This is a genomic window from Pontibacter populi (assembly GCF_040278685.1).
Lineage (GTDB): Bacteria > Bacteroidota > Bacteroidia > Cytophagales > Hymenobacteraceae > Pontibacter > Pontibacter populi.
This window is the reverse complement of the sequence record NZ_JBEOKT010000004.1, coordinates 75,953-93,604: the sequence shown is the minus strand read 5'-3', so window position 1 is coordinate 93,604 and position 17,652 is coordinate 75,953. Positions and strand designations below refer to the sequence as shown.

12 protein-coding genes are annotated in these 17,652 nt (G+C 44.3%); 8 read left to right on the top strand and 4 right to left on the bottom strand.

Annotated features, from left to right (window positions below):
- Position 1: 1 nt before the first annotated feature.
- From ABS362_RS05400 to porX, 3 genes are read right to left on the bottom strand one after another with little or no spacing between them, the layout of a single operon-like run.
- Positions 2-1,225 carry an alanine dehydrogenase gene (locus ABS362_RS05400; RefSeq protein ID WP_350411313.1) on the bottom strand — a complete coding sequence of 408 codons (1,224 nt, stop codon included), beginning with the start codon at positions 1,223-1,225 and terminating at the stop codon, positions 2-4.
- Between the two features lies 1 nt (position 1,226).
- Positions 1,227-1,673, bottom strand: coding sequence for a tRNA (adenosine(37)-N6)-threonylcarbamoyltransferase complex ATPase subunit type 1 TsaE (gene tsaE, locus ABS362_RS05395; protein WP_350411311.1), 447 nt, complete (start codon positions 1,671-1,673; stop codon positions 1,227-1,229).
- The gene (gene porX, locus ABS362_RS05390; RefSeq protein ID WP_350411310.1) at positions 1,666-3,228 is read right to left on the bottom strand and encodes a T9SS response regulator signal transducer PorX; all 1,563 of its coding nucleotides are present in this window, start codon (positions 3,226-3,228) and stop codon (positions 1,666-1,668) included. The genes tsaE and porX overlap by 8 nt, the downstream gene beginning before the upstream one ends.
- A gap of 192 nt (positions 3,229-3,420) precedes the next feature.
- Between porX and ABS362_RS05385 the strand changes: the two genes are divergently transcribed.
- The 7 genes from ABS362_RS05385 to ABS362_RS05355 all read left to right on the top strand — a co-directional run bounded on the left by ABS362_RS05385 (position 3,421) and on the right by ABS362_RS05355 (position 11,361).
- Positions 3,421-4,650 carry an HD domain-containing protein gene (locus ABS362_RS05385; RefSeq protein ID WP_350411309.1) on the top strand — a complete coding sequence of 410 codons (1,230 nt, stop codon included), beginning with the start codon at positions 3,421-3,423 and terminating at the stop codon, positions 4,648-4,650.
- Positions 4,651-5,496: 846 nt separating this feature from the next.
- The gene (lpxD, locus tag ABS362_RS05380) at positions 5,497-6,519 is read left to right on the top strand and encodes a UDP-3-O-(3-hydroxymyristoyl)glucosamine N-acyltransferase (protein WP_350411308.1); all 1,023 of its coding nucleotides are present in this window, start codon (positions 5,497-5,499) and stop codon (positions 6,517-6,519) included.
- 163 nt (positions 6,520-6,682) lie between these two features.
- Positions 6,683-8,077, top strand: coding sequence for a bifunctional UDP-3-O-[3-hydroxymyristoyl] N-acetylglucosamine deacetylase/3-hydroxyacyl-ACP dehydratase (locus ABS362_RS05375; protein WP_350411307.1), 1,395 nt, complete (start codon positions 6,683-6,685; stop codon positions 8,075-8,077).
- The gene (lpxA, locus tag ABS362_RS05370; protein ID WP_350411306.1) at positions 8,074-8,865 is read left to right on the top strand and encodes an acyl-ACP--UDP-N-acetylglucosamine O-acyltransferase; all 792 of its coding nucleotides are present in this window, start codon (positions 8,074-8,076) and stop codon (positions 8,863-8,865) included. Before ABS362_RS05375 ends, lpxA begins: the two co-directional genes overlap by 4 nt.
- Positions 8,855-9,499, top strand: coding sequence for an ABC transporter ATP-binding protein (locus tag ABS362_RS05365; protein ID WP_350411305.1), 645 nt, complete (start codon positions 8,855-8,857; stop codon positions 9,497-9,499). Before lpxA ends, ABS362_RS05365 begins: the two co-directional genes overlap by 11 nt.
- 76 nt (positions 9,500-9,575) lie before the next feature.
- Entirely contained in the window at positions 9,576-10,283 is a 708-nt protein-coding gene (locus ABS362_RS05360; protein WP_350411304.1) for a YebC/PmpR family DNA-binding transcriptional regulator, read from the top strand.
- 115 nt (positions 10,284-10,398) lie between these two features.
- Entirely contained in the window at positions 10,399-11,361 is a 963-nt protein-coding gene (locus ABS362_RS05355; protein WP_350411303.1) for a calcium/sodium antiporter, read from the top strand.
- Positions 11,362-11,404: 43 nt separating this feature from the next.
- Here the strand turns inward: ABS362_RS05355 and ABS362_RS05350 are convergent, their stop codons facing one another.
- The gene (locus ABS362_RS05350) at positions 11,405-14,302 is read right to left on the bottom strand and encodes a ligand-binding sensor domain-containing protein (RefSeq protein ID WP_350411301.1); all 2,898 of its coding nucleotides are present in this window, start codon (positions 14,300-14,302) and stop codon (positions 11,405-11,407) included.
- Between the two features lie 253 nt (positions 14,303-14,555).
- On the opposite strand from ABS362_RS05350, the gene ABS362_RS05345 reads away from it, so the two are divergent.
- Positions 14,556-17,645 (top strand): SusC/RagA family TonB-linked outer membrane protein, encoded by a 3,090-nt coding sequence (locus ABS362_RS05345; RefSeq protein ID WP_350411300.1) that lies wholly within the window; start codon positions 14,556-14,558, stop codon positions 17,643-17,645.
- Positions 17,646-17,652: the final 7 nt, after the last annotated feature.

Sequence of the window (17,652 nt, the reverse complement as noted above, 5' to 3'; positions counted from 1 at the left end):
ATTAGTTGCGCACGGCTATCATCAGGCCCAACTCTTTATAACGCATGCCAAAACGTTTGGCGATCTGGGCGTTGGTAAGGCTCCCTTTGTAGATATAAACGCCACTGCGGTAATGTTCATTGGTAAACAAAACTTCACTTACACCGCCGTATTTTGATATCTCAGTAAGGATAGGCGTAAAGATGTTGCTTAAAGCAGATGTTGCTGTACGCGGCACCCGCGATGGAATATTAGGCACGCAGTAATGAATGATATCGTATTTACGGTAGATCGGGCGACTATGGGAGGTTAACTCAGAAGTTTCGAAGCAACCACCGTGGTCAATGCACACATCGATGATCACGGAACCCGGGTTCATCTGCGCCACTATACTTTCCTCTACCATACACGGCATACGCCCATCCTCGGCAACAAGCGCACCAATAACAACATCAGCCTGCTTTATCTCGTGGTACAGCACCGTTTTATCTAAAGTAGAAGTAAACAACTGCGTACCTACGTTATGCTTAAGGCGGCGGAGTTTATAGATGTGATTGTCAAAAACTTTTACTTCAGCTCCTAAACCAAGGGCTGCCCGGGCCGCATATTCGGCTACAGTACCGGCACCAAGTATAACTACTTTGCTTGGCGGTACGCCTGTAATACCACCAAGTATAATGCCGCGTCCGTCATTGCTGATACTTAAATATTCTGCTGCGATCAGCATTACGGTGCTTCCTGCAATCTCGCTCATAGCCCTAACTACAGGTTTGGAATCCGATTTATCGCGGAGCAGCTCATAAGAGATGGCGTTTATCTTTTTGCGCAGCAGGGCATTAATATAATCGGCTGTAAGGCTACCAAACTGCAAAGCAGAGATCAGGGTTTGCCCGGGATGGAGGTATTCAATTTCGTCGTAAGTAGGTGGCGCTACTTTCAGGATGATGTCGGCTTCGTATACTTCTTTGGCAGAATAAACAACCTTGGCTCCTGCCTCCGAAAAGTCGTTATCCGAATACTTTGAAGGACTTCCCGCTCCGGCTTCGATCCAGATGCGGTGGCCATGGTCTGTCAGCTGTTTTACGGCATCAGGGGTAAGGCCGATACGGTTCTCCTGAAACGACGATTCTTTAGGTATTCCTATAAAGAGATTGCGTTTGCGTTCTTCAACCGCCAACATCGACTCTTTCGGATAAAGCGCCTGTCCGGCTATTCTTCCAATTTCTACGGCGAATCGCTCCGTCATATTACACCTTATTTATCGTCATGGTACGCACCTCGCTGTCTTCAGCAGTTTGCAGGGTTACAAGCAGATAATGCTCCGGCAGCAAATTCGGGATCAGGGAAGGCCATTCGATCAGGCAAATATTACCCGAATCGAAATACTCCAATGCCCCGATATTCAGTGCTTCGCGCTCATCGCTTATCCTATAAAAATCGAAATGGTAAATTAGTTTCCCGATTTCGGTTTCATATTCATTTACAAGGGCAAACGTAGGGCTGCTTACATTTTCCTGCACACCCATTTGACGGCAAAATTCCTTTATTAAAGTGGTTTTGCCGGCTCCCATCGGGCCTTCAAAAAGTATTACAGGCTCTTCGCTGGCTGCTTCCAGCAGCATGGCAGCCGCTGTTGGCAAATCATCCAACGAATTCATTTTAAACAGAGCCTTCTCTACTCCGGTGTTATACATTTTTAGGTGTAAGCGTTATAAACGGTATAATGCACTCCTCCAACGATACCCCACCATGCTGGAACGTGTCTTTATAGTAGTTCACGTAGTAGTTATAATTGTTGGGGTACGCGAAAAAGTAATCTTCTATTGCAAACACAAACGTAGTAGAAACATTGGCCTTTGGCAAGAAAAATCTCTCCGGCTTGCGCACGGTAAACACATCTTTGTCCGTGTATCCCAGGTTTTTACCATGCTTATAGCGCAGGTTGGTGTTGGTCTGGCGGTCGCCGATGATCTTGAATGGGCGCTTTACGCGTATAGTTCCGTGGTCGGTGGTAATGATCAGGCGACCTTTTTTCTCGGCTATCGCTTTCAGTGTATCGAATAATGGCGAGTGCAGGAACCATGACCTGGTGATAGAACGGTAAGCCGATTCGTCCGGGGCAAGCTCGCGTACCATGTTGCTATCGGTACGGGCATGCGAGAGCATATCCACGAAGTTGTATACTATAACATTCAGCTTGTTATTATCCAGGTTACTGAACTTAGAGAGCAGGTCCTTACCCGCTGCTACGTTTGTAATTTTATGGTAGCTATGCTTGTCGGTAACACGGTTCTGCTGAAACTGTATATCCAGGAACTCCGGCTCATTCAGGTTTTTGCCTTCGTCCTCGTCGTCGCTTACCCACAGGTTCGGGTACTTTTTAGCGATATCGTTCGGCAGCATGCCAGAGAAAATTGCGTTACGGGCATAAGCAGTAGTGGTCGGAAGTATCGAATAATACATCTCTTCTGAATCCACTGTAAAGTAATCGTTGATGATCGGCTCCAGCACTTTCCACTGGTCGTAGCGCAGGTTATCTATCAATACAAAATAAACCGGCCTGTCAGACTCCTTCATCATCGGGAAAACACGCTCTTTAAATAACTGGTGCGACATCAGCGGAGCATCATCACTTTCCTTATTCACCCAGTCTTCATAGTTGTCCATGATAAACTTCGCGAAGTTAGAGTTTGCCTCATCCTTCTGCATGTTTATCACATCGGCCATACTCTTGTTTTCGGTCTCATCTATTTCCAACTCCCAGTATGTCAGTTTTTTATAGATATCAGCCCACTCTCCCGGACTTAAACGCTCACCAAAAGCCATACCCAACTGGCGGAAATCGCGCTGGTAACTCTGGTTAGTTCTTTCTGATACAAGCCTCTTATTTTCGAGGGCTTTTTTTACAGAAAGCAGTATCTGGTTCGGGTTAAGCGGTTTTATCAGGTAGTCTGTAATTTTGGCCCCAATTGCCTCTTCCATAATATGCTCTTCCTCGCTCTTTGTGATCATGATCACAGGCATGGCCGGACGTATCGTTTTGATCTCGTTCAGAGTTTCTAATCCACTGATGCCGGGCATATTTTCATCAAGGAAAACAACATCATATGGTTGTTCCTGTACTTTATCTATCGCGTCGGTACCGCTGTTTACCGGGGTTATGTCGTAACCTTTGTCTTCCAGGAACAGAATATGGGGTTTGAGCAGGTCGATCTCATCATCGGCCCATAAAATCGTATATCTTTGCATAGTTTTATTTAGATAAATTGCTAAACTGCTTCATTATTAAATTGTTGTGTAACCGGCACCTAACAAGTTAAGGCCTGTTACTACTTACGGATTATTAAGCAGCAAGAATATGTATATCAGAAAGTTGCAACACAACTTATGTATCTTTTCGTCGCAGCAATTCAACCATTTAACAATTAAACGCTCCAATTGGTGAACAAGAAAAAAATCTTTAACGACCCGGTATACGGCTTTATAACAGTTCCGTCTGAGCTCTTGTTCGATATTATCGACCATCCATACTTCCAGCGCCTGCGCCGCATTAAGCAGTTAGGCCTGACAGAGATGGTTTATCCGGGAGCGCTGCACACCCGCTTTCATCATGCGTTAGGTGCCATGCACCTGATGAACACCGCCCTGCAAACACTAAAAAGTAAAAATAACGAAATTTCCGATACCGAATTCGAAGCGTCGTTAATTGCCATATTGCTGCACGACATTGGCCATGGCCCTTTCTCACATGCCCTCGAAACCGCTATTTTTAAAGAAGTGCATCATGAGCATTTGTCATTGCACATCATGCATATGCTTAACGAAGAGTTTGGCGGAAGATTGAGCCTGGCCATCGATATATTTACAGATAAGTACGAACGCAGGTTTTTCCACCAGCTCGTTTCGAGCCAACTGGATGTAGATCGCCTTGATTACCTGAACCGCGACAGCTTTTACACAGGCGTGTATGAAGGCAAGATCGGTGCAGACCGCATTATTAAAATGCTGGACGTGGCCAACGATAAACTGGTTGTGGAGGAAAAAGCAATTTATAGTATTGAGAACTTCCTGGTGAGCCGCCGCCTGATGTATTGGCAGGTTTACCTGCATAAAACCGTGATCAGTGCTGAAAATATGGTGCTGCGAGCGGTACAACGCGCGCGCCAGCTGTTACAACTAGGCATTGATGTACCAGCCAGCCCCTGCCTTAAGTTTTTCCTGGCGTCGGACCTGACGATGAAACATTTTGAGGATGATGCCACAATACTGGAGCGCTTCGTTAGTCTGGATGATCACGACGTCTGGAGCGGCATAAAACAATGGGCTTCCCACTCTGACAGCATTCTTTCCTATTTATCTGGCTGTATTTTAAACAGAAAGCTGTTTAAGGTTATCATCTCGAACAAACCAGTAGACGAAGAAATGATGCTGGGTATCAGCGAACTCATTCAGGATCGTTTTAAAGTTGCCGACGAAGACATTAAGTACCTTATGATATCGGGAAAGATCAGTAATAATGCCTACCAGTCAGAAGGACAATCTATAGAAGTGTTAACCAAAGCCGGTTATATAGTAGATGCTGCCGACGCTTCAGACCTGCCTAATATTCAAGCACTTAGCAATAAAGTTGAGAAATATTATGTTTGTTACCCGAGGGAAGTAGCGCATTAGAGGAATAAAGTGATTAGACCTAGCAGTGTGCGCAGTTCCTGCTAGCGTCAGGGCTATTATTTATAGTTTACAAATTGTCATCCTGAGCAAAGTCGAAGGATCTTATTTTTCCTTCAAGTTCTCTTTTGTCATTTCGACGAAAGGAGAAATCTGGATTCTATAGTTGAAGACTTTTAAAACACGAACTAAGCTATAGTTTCAAATCACCTTTAATTCTGGGAGCTTTATTTACCTATCGTTTCAATCCAGCTTTGGTGCCCTCACGGCCGGGAGGCCCCGTCTTCGGGCATCGCGCTGTGCGAATCTCTTTTGCTCGTTCCTCGCAATGCCTACGGCACCAGATATTCACAAGGCGCTCAACCCAAAGACTGAGAAATTTCTCATAACCGCCGCCTGTCTATAGTTTGAACCTGTAAGCTCCGGGATTTATCGTTGTCATAGTTCCGTAGGGACAGGTCGCGACCTGTCCGCTCAATACCGTCAACTAAAGAACTAAAAAACCACAGGAAAAGATAGCAAAGGCAGTAGAAACTCCCCACCTTGAACTACTGAGAAGATATTTCGAAGGTAGCGAGCGTAGCTCTGAGGGGCAGGAGTGGTTGAACCACCGAAACTATAGAACTTAAGCTCTTAAACGAAGTTCCCCAGTTCATTAAAAATATGCTGGCATACATTAAACATACAACATCAATTGGGACTAAGCTTAGAGTAACTATAAATCTGCAATTTTAACACCCGGCATTCCAGAGAATTTAATTACATATCATATTCCTGCCCGTTAACTTTTTATTAAGTTTGCACCCCGGAAGCGTTAGCGTTTTTGAGATTTTGCTATAATTTTACATCATGGAATTTACTGTTCAACAGATAGCTGAATTGCTACAGGGGAAGATTGAGGGAGATAACGCAGCCAAAGTCAGCACGTTAGCCAAAATAGAGGAAGCACAAAATGGTGCCCTTGCTTTTTTGTCTAACCCGAAATACGAACCTTATTTATATACTACAGGAGCCAGTGCCGTTATAGTTTCTGATAAACTGGAACTGAAAAAACCTGTATCTGCTGCACTAATCCGCGTTAGCGATCCTTACAGCAGCTTCTCTACGTTATTACAGTATTACCAGGCAGCACTTCTTGCATCTAAAACCGGTGTTGAAGAGCCAGCTTTTATAGGCAGCGGCTCCGAAATTGGAGATAACCATTATCGTGGTGCTTTTTCTTACATCGGCAATAACTGCAAAATTGGTGCAAACGTGCGCATTTTTCCGCAGGTGTATGTTGGCGATAACGTAACGATAGGCGACAACACAACCATTTTTGCAGGTGCAAAACTATACTCCAATACTATAGTTGGCAGCAATTGTACCTTACATGCCGGTGTGGTTTTAGGTAGCGACGGTTTCGGGTTTGCCCCGCAACCGGATGGTTCTTATAAAATGGTACCACAGATCGGAAATGTAGTGCTGGAAGATGATGTATCCATTGGAGCAAATACAACTATAGATTGTGCTACCATGGGCTCTACCATTATCCGTCAGGGCACTAAAATCGATAACCTGGTACAGATAGCACATAACGTAGAAGTTGGCAAACATACTGTAATTGCAGCCCAGACCGGTATTTCAGGATCATCGAAAATTGGTAACCATTGCGTAATAGCGGGCCAGGTGGGCATAGTTGGTCACATAACTATAGCTGACAAAACTACAATCGGCGCACAATCTGGTGTAGGTAAAACCATCAAAAAATCAGGCACGATTATACAGGGTTCTCCAGCTTTCGACTATAAACAAAACTTAAGAGCGTTGGCGGTTTTCAGAAAATTACCGGAGCTACAACGCGATTTAGAAGCACTAAGCGAAAAAATATAGCATACCTGATAACTGCTCAACCCCTTAACAAAAATAATACTGGCAAGGCCGGATATAAAACCTTAAGTTTGCGGTAAAATGGCTGCCTACTTTGGCAGTTATTCAAAACGTAACAGCCACAGTATTTGCTAAAAGCAGGCTCCAGATAAGAATAGAATAGTAAATGAACTATAAACAGCATACCATTAAAGCTCCGGTAACGGTTTCCGGTATTGGCTTGCACACAGGCGTTGTGTCTAACATGACCTTTACTCCTGCTCCTGCAAACCATGGCTATAAATTCCAGCGTATCGATTTACCGGACCAGCCTATAGTTGCTGCCGATGTAGATAATGTGGTGGATCTTTCGCGCGGTACAACCATAGAGCAAAATGGTGCCAGGGTAAATACGGTAGAGCATACGCTTGCCGCATTGGTAGGCCTGGAAATAGACAATGTTCTTATTCAGCTGGATGGGCCGGAGCCTCCTATCATGGATGGTTCTTCTATTGAGTTTGTAAAGGCTTTATTGGAAGTTGGCTTACAGGAACAAAATGCACTTCGCAACTATTTCGAACTGACAGAAGGCATTACTTACAAAGATGAAGCCCGTGGCGTAGAGATTGTTGGCTTACCGTTGAACGATTACCGCCTGACGGCTATGGTTGATTATAACTCTCCTGTGTTAGGTAGTCAGCATGCCTCTATCACAAACATGAACCAGTTTGAAAGAGAGATCGCACCTTGCCGTACTTTCTGTTTTTTACACGAACTGGAAGCGCTTCACAAGCAAAACCTGATAAAAGGTGGCAACCTGGATAACGCTATAGTTATAGTTGACCGTGTGGTAAACGACAGTGAGCTATCTATGCTGGCTGAAATGCTGAATAAGCCAAAGGTAGAAGTAAAAGAAACCGGCACGCTGAATAACACAGAGCTTCGTTTCAAAAACGAGCCGGCACGCCACAAATTGCTGGATCTGATGGGTGACCTTGCCCTGATCGGCAGACCTATTAAAGGACAGATACTGGCTGCACGCCCTGGGCACGCGGCAAATATCGGTTTTGCTAAAAGAGTGAAAAGAGCTATACAGGAAGCATCAATTCAAAGCGTACCCGTGTACGATGAGAAGAAACCTCCTGTAATGGATATAAACCAGATCTCAGCTACCCTTCCGCACCGTTACCCATTCCTGTTAATCGATAAGATCATTCACCTGGATGAGACAACGGTAACGGGCGTGAAAAATGTAACGATGAACGAGCCATTCTTCCAGGGTCATTTCCCTGGCAACCCTGTGTTGCCGGGTGTGATTCAGATCGAAGCCATGGCACAAACAGGCGGTATCCTGGTTCTGAACACAGTCGAAAATCCTGAAGATTACTGGACCTACTTCCTGGGTGTAGATAAATGCCGCTTTAAGCGCAAAGTAATTCCGGGAGATACAATCATCTTTAAATGTGAGTTGCTGGCTCCTATAAAACGTGGAATTGCTAAAATGAGTGGTCAGGCTTTTGTTGGTGGCCAACTTGTTATGGAAGCAGAAATGTCGGCAAGTATAGTTAAGAAAAAAGCATGAATCAGCCATTAGCATACATCCACCCGGAAGCCAAGATCGCGCACAACGTCGTGATCGAGCCGTTTTCTACCATCTATAAGAACGTAGAGATCGGAGAAGGTACCTGGATAGGCCCGAACGTAACGATAATGGAAGGCGCCCGCATTGGTAAGAACTGTAAGATCTTCCCTGGTGCGGTTATCTCTTCTGTGCCACAAGACCTTAAATTCGCCGGCGAAGAAACCACTGCTGTTATCGGTGACAATACCGTTATCAGGGAGTGCGTAACCGTTAGCCGCGGAACTATAGATAAAATGCGTACCGTGGTAGGCAGCAACTGCCTTATCATGTCTTACGCTCACATTGCACACGACTGTATAGTTGGCAACAACTGTATCGTAGTTAATGCGGTGCAGATGGCCGGCCACGTTGAGATGGGTGATTTCGCGATAATTGGCGGCTCAAGCGCAGTACACCAGTTCGTAAAGATCGGGGCACATGCTATGATCTCCGGTGGTTCATTAGTTCGTAAAGATGTTCCTCCTTATGTAAAAGCTGCCCGTGAGCCACTTACCTATGCTGGTATCAACTCTATCGGGTTGCGCCGCCGTGGTTTTACAAGCGAGCAGATAAACGAAGTGCAGCAACTATACAGAATTTTGTTCATGAGCGGTTACAACACCACCGAAGCCCTGGACAAGATAGAACTGGAAATGGCCCCAAGCAAAGAGCGCGATGAGATCGTGAACTTTGTGCGCAACTCGGGTCGTGGCATTATTAAGAGCTACTTCGGTAAAGATGCAAATTAACCTAAGCAACTTAGGTAAACGATACAATTACGAGTGGATTTTCCGGAACCTGACCTATACTTTTGAGTCAGGCACTGCTTACGCCATATTAGGGCATAACGGATCCGGGAAATCCACTCTTCTTACTGTTATATCCGGCCACAACCTGCACTCCGAGGGCGAAATAAACTATAAAGTTGCCGGAAAAGATATTCCTGTCGAAAAGATTTATAATTCGCTCTCCTTAACGGCCCCTTACCTCGAACTGGTTGAAGAATTCACACTTCTGGAGATGATCGAGTTTCATACCCGGTTCAAACCTCTGCGCCAAAATCTGTCAGCCTTAGAATTGATAGACAGGCTGGGACTACAAAAATCGAAACATAAATTTGTAAAGGATTTCTCGTCGGGGATGAAGCAACGCCTTAAACTGGGGCTGGCCATTTATTCTGATTCTGAATTACTGCTACTGGATGAACCAACTACTAACCTTGATGAAGAAGGTGTAGCCTGGTATCAGGAACATGTAGCACAGAACAGAAGCAACCGCCTGATTATAGTTGGTTCCAATATTTTGCACGAGTATAGTTTCTGCGATCAGCACCTGCGTATCTCAGATTATCATGTGGTACCAACTGCTAAACACAAACTATAACATATTCAAAATTGCAGATTGGCTATTACTTTTAAAGTAAGCTTTCTTAAATTTGCAACTATAACAAGCAGACACCATGGGAAGAGCATTTGAATTTAGAAAAGCCCGCAAGTTTAAGCGCTGGGATAAGATGTCGAAGGCATTTACACGCCTTGGTAAAGAGATCGTGATGGCCGTAAAAGAAAGCGGACCGAACCCAGAGACAAACTCGCGCCTGCGCACAGCTATCCAAAACGCAAAAGGCGTTAACATGCCAAAAGACCGAGTGGAAGCTGCCATTAAGCGTGCATCCTCTAAGGAAGAAAAAGATTACGAAGAAGTTGTGTACGAAGGCTACGGACCGCACGGCATTGCTATACTTGTAGAAACAGCTACTGATAATATTAACCGTACCATTGCCAACATGCGTGTTTACTTTTCGCGTGCAGGCGGTGCTGTTGGCAAAACAGGATCACTGGATTTTATATTTACCCGCAAAGGTATTTTTAAGATTAACCCGGAAGGCGTTGATATTGAGGAGTTGGAACTGGAACTGATCGATTTTGGCGCTGACGATATTTACGAGCACGAAGGCGAAATTATAGTTGAAACTGCCTTTGCTGACTTTGGACAGATGCAGAAAGCACTGGAAGAAAAGGGCCTGAACGTAATTAGTGCAGAACTTCAGCGCATACCAAACACCAGAACAGAGCTTACTGACGAGCAGGCAGAAGAGATAGAGAACCTGGTGGAGAAAATTGAAGAAGACGACGATGTGCAGGCTGTTTACCACAACATGGCCTAAGCATCTCAAACTATAGTTAGGCGTTCAAAAGCTGCCCCAAAGGCAGCTTTTGTTGTTTATGAAAGTATACTTTTAAGATTAAACACGTACGTACCAAAACACTTCCAAAAATGCTATGCTGATTTATGTTCTGTTTGTAGTAGGTTTTGTACTGCTTATAAAAGGGGCAGACATGCTGGTAACCGGTGCCACTGCTATTGCCAAAAAGTACCAGGTTTCGGATATGGTGGTTGGCTTAACTATAGTTTCAATAGGCACTTCCTTACCCGAACTGATCGTGAATATACTATCCAGCATGGAAGGTAAACCTGACCTGGCTATCGGTAACGTATTTGGAAGTAACGTAGCCAACTTATTGCTGATACTGGGTATAACCGCAATCATATGCCCATTACCCATCAAGCGAAACACAATACTTACTGAGATTCCTTTTTCTCTGATAGCCACATTACTGGTAGGGTTCCTGGCTAACGCTAAGCTTTTCGACAACTATAGCCAACTATATATTAGTAGGAGCGACGGTTATATACTTATCTTTTTCTTTATCCTATTCCTGGCTTATATCTATAATATCGCAAAAACGAATAAAGACGAAGTTATTCCGGAAGAAAACACCTCAGAATTGACAACAGGCAAAGCACTTATTTTCATACTGCTTGGTATTATAGGCTTGTTCCTGGGTGGTAAGTGGGTAGTAGATGGGGCAGTAAGTATAGCAACAGCAGTTGGATTAAGCGAATCGTTTATAGGCTTAACGGTTGTCGCTATTGGCACATCGCTTCCCGAACTGGTTACCTCTGCAACGGCCGCTTACCGGCGTAACATTGATATTGCAGTAGGTAATGTTATTGGTTCAAATATCTTTAATTTGCTTTGGATACTGGGTATCAGTGCCATTATTCACCCTCTGCCTTTTAATGTGCTTAGCAACTATGACATTGTCATGATGATCTTCGCCAGTACCCTTTTAATTCTAACGATGCCAATCGGACAGAGAAATACGATTGGCAGAATAAGTGGTATTATTTTCCTGTTCGTTTATATCGGTTACATTCTGTTTTTGATACAGCGGGGATAAAAAGGAGCTTTATTTTAAGCTATAGTTCTTTTATAGTTAGATATCAGAACCGGAGTATAAAATCTGTCAGATTCTCATTTCTTTCTAAGTCCAGGCGTTTACGCAGGCGGTAACGGCTTATCTCAACGCCGCGCACCGATATGCTAAGTAATTGCGCTATCTCTTTTGTAGTAAGGTTAAGGCGCAGGTAAGTGCTCAGCTTTATTTCCTGCGGTGTTATATCCGGGTACTTCTCCTGCAGGCGTTTGGTAAAGTCGCCATGTACGTGGTTAAAATGCAGCTCAAACTGTTTCCAGTCTGCGTCGCTCGTAATGTTCTGTTCTATATTCTTTATGATCCGCTTTACCTCCTCGCTATGCTGCTGCAACTCGCCCTGCTTCACGATAGATTGTAGTTCAAGCTTTACATTGTTAAGCAACTCATTTTTATTGATCAGGTGAAAGGTAGAAGACGCCAGTTCGCGATTCATGTGCTCGATCTCAGATTGCTGCTTTTCATGTTTCAGGCGCAGTATCTTTTTCTCACTTTGCTTGGCTGCCTCCTGCACCTGCGTATCTTTCTCGCTCAGCAACCGTTCCTTATCTTTAATTATCAGCAATTTCTCACGTCTGAACCTTTTCTCAAGGTAATGAAAGAAAGTGCCCAGCATAAAAAAGCCACACAGTAAATAAACTATAAAGGCTACCTTGCTCCTGTAAAAAGGCGGCTCAACTGAAAAAACGAAGCTTTTTGCATCGCTGGTGTTGCCATGTATGTTGCGCGCGCGCACATGGAAAGTATAGTCTCCTTCCGGCAGGTTGGTATATTCCTTTTCGGTTTTGTTAGTCCACACTGACCAGTCTTCATCAAAGTTTTCCAGGTAGTACTGGTATTGCGTTCTTTCAGGCCTTTCGTAAAAAGAGCTGGAGTATGTAAATCTTACGGAGTTTTGGGCATAGGGCAGGCTGATGATGTCAGCGTTCAAAAGTGCCCGTTCCGACAACAACAGGGAGTCCTGTTCAAATGACGTATTGAAAACCTTGGTTAAATGCGCATTAAAAGGATACAGGGTTTTGCTTCTGGAAGCATCAAAATGAATGAACCCATCTTTAGCCCCGAACAAAACATTATTTAGGTCCAGTATCTTAATGTAAGGCAGGTCGTCGTTCAGCCTGTCGCTTATATTATTAAAGCGTTTGCTCTCAATTTGTGGTTCTCCAAATTTATTCAGGCTCAGTTTCCCGACACGCTGGTTTGAAATAAAGTAAATATTCCCCTGCACGTCTTCCTCCATCTCCACCAAGTGCTCGTCAGCGTTAAAGTAAGACGAAAAAACGCTGTCTTTTACAAAAATACCTTTATCATAATCAAAACGATAGATACCGGTAAGTGCAGGAAAGTATAGTTTACCCTGCAATCGCTCCATATTAACTAACTGGTCTGAGGGCAGACCATGCTTCGAATTATAGAACCATACTTTTTTTATCGCACTAAAATCATTCTCAAACCTTATCCTAAACACTCCTTTATAGCCATGTGCTATCCAAAGATTGCCACGCTCATCAAAATCCAGCACTCTGGATGATTCCTGAAAGCCCTTATACTTGCGTAATAGCTTGAGATCATTTCCTTCTTTTTTAAGGAGGCTTATTCCATCATAAGAGCCAAGGATAAACAAGTCAGGATGATCAGGGACCTGAATGTAATCCCAGGAACCATTGCCGCTTGCGATCTTATTTGCCTGGCCACTCGCAATTCTGTAAGGCCCTGTATGGTGCCCCATTAGCAGTAATTCCTGGTAATTGCGTAGTTTGTATACCTGCCCCGTAGAGTTCGGAACCGGCTCATACTTGTTATTATTCCCCAGGTCAGTAACAAACAAACTGCTTGTAGTACCCAGGTATAGTTTGTCATTTAACTTCAGAGCCGCATAACCAGCTCCCGATACGCCCTTTGAACCATCTATCCTGCTGAAAGGAGAACTCAGCTCTACTAACGATAGACCATTGTTAAGGCTTAGCCATAGGTTTTCGTGTACGTCCTGGTACAAGGCATGAATGGTGTTATCAAAAAGGCCATCTGCTCTTGTTAAATGCAAAAGTAAGTCACCCTGTTTATTAATGATGTATAGACCATCGTTCTGCGTTCCGATGGCATAGGTACCATCTTTAAGTAACACAGCCTGATTTATGACCAGGTGCTGCAGTATTTCAGCATCTTCCATCTGCATAAGTTCCGGCTTAACGCCGTTGTAATGGAAGATGCCATCCTGCACTGTAAATATGAGAAGGTTAGCCTGATCTAATGGAAGTATAGAGGCGATTCGGCTATTCGCAAACCGCTCACCGCCCGGCAAAGGCCTTATCTTTCCATTTTCGAGCTCCGACAGTCCTACGCCCCACTCCATCGTATAGAGCCTGTTTTTAACTTTAAAAGACAGCTCCAGCGGGTTCTTTGGGGTTATTACCTTTATTTTCTTGCCCGGAGTATAGATGTAGATGTTTTTAAACGTAGCGAAATAGATATCGCCATCAATTTCATAGATCCGCCATACTTCATCAAAATTTCGGTTCCCTGCCGGTATCAGCTCTCTTAAAGAGTAATATTTCAGATTACCATGTTTGTCCGGTTCAAAAAATCCGAAGTCTGCCTGGCTCCCTACATATACACGGCCAAGCGACCTGGATGTATAAATGGACCTAACCTTTGTTCCGCTGTTTACCGGAAAACGGCTCCATTCAGCACCATCAAATTTCAGCAGGCCAAAATTGTTGGCCACATAAATAACTTCCCTGTCATCCTGCGCAACTCCCCAGCTCTGAATGCCACCGTTAAAGTTTTCGGTACTGAAGTTTCTAACAAACGGATTACCCCAATACCGCGGCTGTGCCTGAAGAGAATAAAGGGGCAAGAACACGATTAGGCTTAAAAACAGGGTGGCCAGTTGTACAACAGACTTCATATTTACTTAACTTATAGTATAAAGCTACTAAATTTTGAATGATGTATTCAATTTAACAGAAAAGCTGATCTTTAAAAATTAAAAAACAGCCATCACTATTCAAAAAAAGCCTTTTTTACCAATTTGATGTATTCTTGATGTATATTATAAAACGCATTGATGTATTCGTGATGTAGCCGTTTTTTAGTTTTTGCAAAGTAAAACAAGGTACTTCAAACCTAATTAACTGATCACTTACCTACAAACTTTCATTATGAGGAAAATTATACTATTGCTGCTATTTCACCTCTATGGGATAGCGTATGCACAAACTACCGTAACCGGGCGGGTGACTACCGCCAATGAAGGAATTCCACTTCCTGGGGTAAGTGTAGTAGTTAAAGGTACAACTGTGGGTACAGCCACAGACGTTAATGGTAACTACTCCCTAACATTACCTGAACAGGCAAACACCCTGCGCTTTTCTTACATAGGCTTTATTGCGCAGGAAGTGGCAGTTGACAACAGGTCCGTAATAAACATTCTACTGGAAGAAGACACAAAGACACTGGAAGAGGTTGTAGTGATCGGTTATGGCACCCAGCGCCGCAGCGAACTAACCGGCGCCATTAGTTCAGTAAAACCAGAAGAGATTACTGCTACACCGGTACTTCGTATAGAGCAGGCGCTACAGGGCCGCGTAACAGGTGTACAGGTAGCCAACGTTTCCGGTCAGCCTGGTGACGCACCATCAGTGCGGATCAGGGGTATCGGTACTTCAGGCAGTGCTGCTCCACTCTATATAGTAGATGGCTTTCCGGTGGGTGGTATAGATTACCTTAACCCGAACGACATCGAGTCGATGGAAGTGCTGAAAGACGCGGCATCTGCTGCTATTTATGGTGCTCGTGCTGCCAATGGTGTAGTGCTCATTAAAACAAAGAGCGGCTCCAAAGATGGCAAGATGAGTGTTACTTACGAAGGTTATGTTGGTATCCAGAATCCATGGAAAAAGCTGGACCTGCTAGATTCCCGTGAGTATGCCATCATGATGAATGAAGGTGCTGCCAATGCAGGCGTTACCCCTCTTTTTTCGGATGTAAACCAATTTACTACAACTACTGACTGGCAGGATGCTCTTTTCGGCAAGAACGAGAAGATCATGAACCACCAGATCGCCGTTAGTGGAGGCAGCGATAAATCAAGCTACTATACCAACTTCTCTTACTTCGACCAGAACGGTATAGTTGGTGGCGACAAGTCTAACTTTAAGCGCTATACATTAAGACTGAATGCAGACAACGAAGTAAGCAGTTTCCTTAAAATAGGTACTAACCTGGCTTATACCAACATCAACAGAAGAGCCATAGACCCGAACCAGGAATTTGGTGGATTGCTCAGCAACGCCATCAACCTCGACCCTATCACACCTGTTTTTGAAACTGATCCTGACAGGCTGGGTTCTTCGCTTTATGCATCTCCTAACATTGTGAAAGGACCTAACGGGCAAGTATATGGCATCTCTCCTTATGTTGCGCAGGAAGTAGTTAACCCATTGGCCCGACTAGCTATCCTGAATGGAAAGACAAGAGTTGATAAGTTAGTAGCCAACGCATTTGCGGATATTAAGATCGCTTCCGGGCTGACATATAGATCAACATTCGGTATTGACCTGGCTTATGTAACCAATGACAATTTCGTTCCTAAATTCTACCTTAATTCAGCACAAATAAGCGAGAACTCTCTTGTTTCCAAAGAAACGATAAAGTACTACACCTGGCAGGCAGAGAATGTGCTGAATTACAACAAAACGTTTGACAGACACGATATTGGCCTGACGTTGGGTACTACAGCGCTTCGTAGCCAGGCAGACAATGTGTTTGCATCTAATACCGGCCTTGTAACCAGCAATCCGGCAATGGCTTACCTTAACCTGGCAACAGATGCACTGGGAGCACGTGTGGGAGGTTGGTACGGAGAAAATGCACTGCTATCTTTCTTTGGTCGGGCTAACTATAGTTATGATGGCAGATACCTGTTATCTGCTATTTTAAGAAGAGACGGATCATCACGCTTTGGCCGTGAAAACAAGTTTGCCACCTTCCCATCCGTTGCAGCTGGTTGGGTAATATCTCAGGAAAGCTTCTTCCCGGAGCAGAACCTGGTAAACTTTGCAAAACTGCGTGCTTCGTGGGGCCAGAATGGTAACGAAAACATCGGTAACTATACCTGGGCTTCTGTTATAGGTGTAGGCCGCGGCTATACGTTCTTCCCTGGCGAAGAAGGCTATACAAGTGGCGCTTCCCCAGTTCAGGTTGCTAACCCTTACTTACAGTGGGAAACATCAGAGCAAACCAACATTGGTTTAGACCTTTACCTGTTTAACAGCAGACTGGCAGTAGAAGCTGACTATTACATTAAAACTACGAAAGGCCTGTTAGTAAATGCTCCGATACCAGGTACTGTAGGTAACAACCCACCAACTGTAAATGGTGGCGAAGTTAGAAACAAAGGCCTGGAATTAAGCCTTACTTACTCCGGCGACATCAACGACTTTAGCTACAGCACTTCCCTTAACGGCAGTTTCAATAAGAATGAAGTGCTAAGCATTAACAACGCCGAAGAAGTACTGATCGGATCAAGTTTCGCTACTTATGGCATTATATCCAGAAGTATACCTGGTCAGCCGTTCGCTTATTTCTGGGGATTTGAAACAGATGGTATTTTCCAGAACCCGGAAGAAGTAGCCTCTTACAAAAATGCAGAAGGTGCTTTACTTCAGCCGAATGCACAGCCGGGCGATATTCGTTTCAGAGACCTGAACAGCGACGGTGTTATAAACGATGCAGACAGAACCAACATTGGTAACCCTACTCCGAAGATGGTGCTGGGCTATAACCTGGACCTGAAGTATAAGAACTTTGATCTGAGCGCTTTCTTTAACGGAGCATTTGGTCACCAGATATTTAACGGTACACGCCGCCACGACCTGGTAACCTCTAACATGCAAACCAAATTCCTTAACCGCTGGACCGGCGAAGGCACATCAGACAAATACCCACGCTTTACCTGGAGCGATGCAAACGGCAACTATACCCGAATCTCCGATATTTATATTGAGAACGGTGATTATGTTCGCCTGAAAACCCTGCAAGTAGGTTATAACTTCTCTGGTAACGCACTTTCTAAGATCCACCTGACCAAAATGCGTGTGTATGTATCTGGCGACAACCTGTTGACCTTAACAGAATACACTGGCTTTGACCCTGAGATCGGTGCCCGCGGCACACTGGATATTGGTGTAGACAGAGGTGTCTATCCACAGGCACGCATCTTCAGAGTTGGTCTTAACGCAACTTTCTAACGTCATC

Coding starts and splice junctions, on each gene's coding strand:
- lpxA (WP_350411306.1), top strand. CDS start 8,074: ATGAATCAGCCATTAGCATACATCCACCCGGAAGCCAAGATCGCGCAC.
- ABS362_RS05355 (WP_350411303.1), top strand. CDS start 10,399: ATGCTGATTTATGTTCTGTTTGTAGTAGGTTTTGTACTGCTTATAAAA.
- lpxD (WP_350411308.1), top strand. CDS start 5,497: ATGGAATTTACTGTTCAACAGATAGCTGAATTGCTACAGGGGAAGATT.
- ABS362_RS05350 (WP_350411301.1), bottom strand. CDS start 14,302: ATGAAGTCTGTTGTACAACTGGCCACCCTGTTTTTAAGCCTAATCGTG.
- ABS362_RS05365 (WP_350411305.1), top strand. CDS start 8,855: ATGCAAATTAACCTAAGCAACTTAGGTAAACGATACAATTACGAGTGG.
- ABS362_RS05360 (WP_350411304.1), top strand. CDS start 9,576: ATGGGAAGAGCATTTGAATTTAGAAAAGCCCGCAAGTTTAAGCGCTGG.
- tsaE (WP_350411311.1), bottom strand. CDS start 1,673: ATGTATAACACCGGAGTAGAGAAGGCTCTGTTTAAAATGAATTCGTTG.
- ABS362_RS05375 (WP_350411307.1), top strand. CDS start 6,683: ATGAACTATAAACAGCATACCATTAAAGCTCCGGTAACGGTTTCCGGT.
- ABS362_RS05345 (WP_350411300.1), top strand. CDS start 14,556: ATGAGGAAAATTATACTATTGCTGCTATTTCACCTCTATGGGATAGCG.
- ABS362_RS05400 (WP_350411313.1), bottom strand. CDS start 1,225: ATGACGGAGCGATTCGCCGTAGAAATTGGAAGAATAGCCGGACAGGCG.
- porX (WP_350411310.1), bottom strand. CDS start 3,228: ATGCAAAGATATACGATTTTATGGGCCGATGATGAGATCGACCTGCTC.